We start from the raw sequence: 1,203 nt of genomic DNA, 5'->3' as shown, positions 1-1,203 counted from the left end.
GGGTGCTCGACCTGGAGGTGCGGCGGATGGAGGTGGGCGGTCCGGGGAATGCCGTACGGCTGCCGGGCGCGGCGGAGTGGGGGCGGCTGGCCGAGGTGGGGGTGATGGGTGCCGTCGTGGCGCTCGTGCTGGTCGCGTCGGCGGAGTCGTCGTTCGCGTGGGTGCCGCATCGGGTGGGGGTGCTGCTGGTGGTGACCGGTGTGCTGGGGCTGCTCGGGGTGATGGGGCTGGTCCCGGTCGCGGCGGTGGCCGCACTGCTGCTGTACGTCGGCTTCGGGCTCGTTCCCGTGCGGGAGGTGCGTGGGTGGTGGCGTGGGCATCGGGGTGAGGTGGCCGTGCTGGGGGTGACGGCGGTCGGGGTCGTCGTGGGCAGCCTGTTCGAGGGGCTGCTGGCGGGGCTGGCGCTGGCCGTGGCGAAGACGGCCTGGGAGGTCAGCCATGTGCACGTGGAGACCGAGGACCGGGGTGACGCCGGGATCGTCGTACGGGTGCTGGGGCATGCCACGTTCCTGCGGCTGCCCAAGCTGCTGGACGCGCTGCACGCACTGGAGGTCCAGCATCGGGACCGGGAGATACGACTGGAGCTGGGCGGGCTTCGGCACGTGGATCACGCGTGCGCGGCGGCCCTGGAAGGGTGGGCCGCCGCACGGGAGCGGAGCGGGCCGCAGGGTCAGGGGCGGATCGCGAGCAGCAGTCCGACGTCGTAGGTCTCCTCGACCATGCCGTCGGGGAAGACGGCGAGGAGGTGCCGGCGCTCCGCGTCGACGAAGGCGGCGGTCCGCTCCTCGCCGTGCACCAGGAACAGCGAGTGGCTGCTGATGTTCGCCAGGTGCGTGCCGACGGGGACGCGGCGGGTCCAGCGGATGTGGCGGCGGTCGAAGTCGAGGCGGCCCGCTGAGGCGGCGAGGGCCTCGTGTGTGCCGTCGCCGTTCCCGCCCACGACCCGGCCGAGGCCGAAGTGACGCTCGATGCGGCTTGTCTGCGCGTCGATCCACGGTACGTCGAGCGCGGCGGCGTTCCACCAGAGCGCGAGGGCGCCGCCGGGACGCAGGACGCGCAGGGCCTCCGGAATCGAGCGGTCCGGGTCGGTCCAGTGCCAGGACTGGGCATAGGTGAGGAAGTCGAGGGAGGCGGTGGCGAGGGGGAGGTGGTTGCCGTCACCCCGGACGATCGGCACCTCGGGGAGACCCCGGCGGAACTGCT

1 protein-coding gene and 1 pseudogene are annotated in these 1,203 nt (G+C 73.4%); one reads left to right on the top strand and one right to left on the bottom strand.

Annotated elements, in window-relative coordinates:
* Window positions 1-707: pseudogene (locus BZL64_RS31200) on the top strand (SulP family inorganic anion transporter); the annotation flags it as partial.
* Here BZL64_RS31200 and BZL64_RS31195 read toward each other — a convergent pair.
* Window positions 671-1,203: class I SAM-dependent methyltransferase (locus tag BZL64_RS31195; RefSeq protein ID WP_107430380.1), on the bottom strand; the 533-nt coding region annotated here is incomplete at its 5' end. The pseudogene BZL64_RS31200 and the gene BZL64_RS31195 sit on opposite strands and share 37 nt — an antisense overlap.

Origin of the sequence: Streptomyces bobili (genome assembly GCF_002154575.1) — a bacterium.
GTDB lineage: Bacteria > Actinomycetota > Actinomycetes > Streptomycetales > Streptomycetaceae > Streptomyces > Streptomyces bobili.
This window is presented reverse-complemented; position numbering and strand designations above follow the sequence as displayed.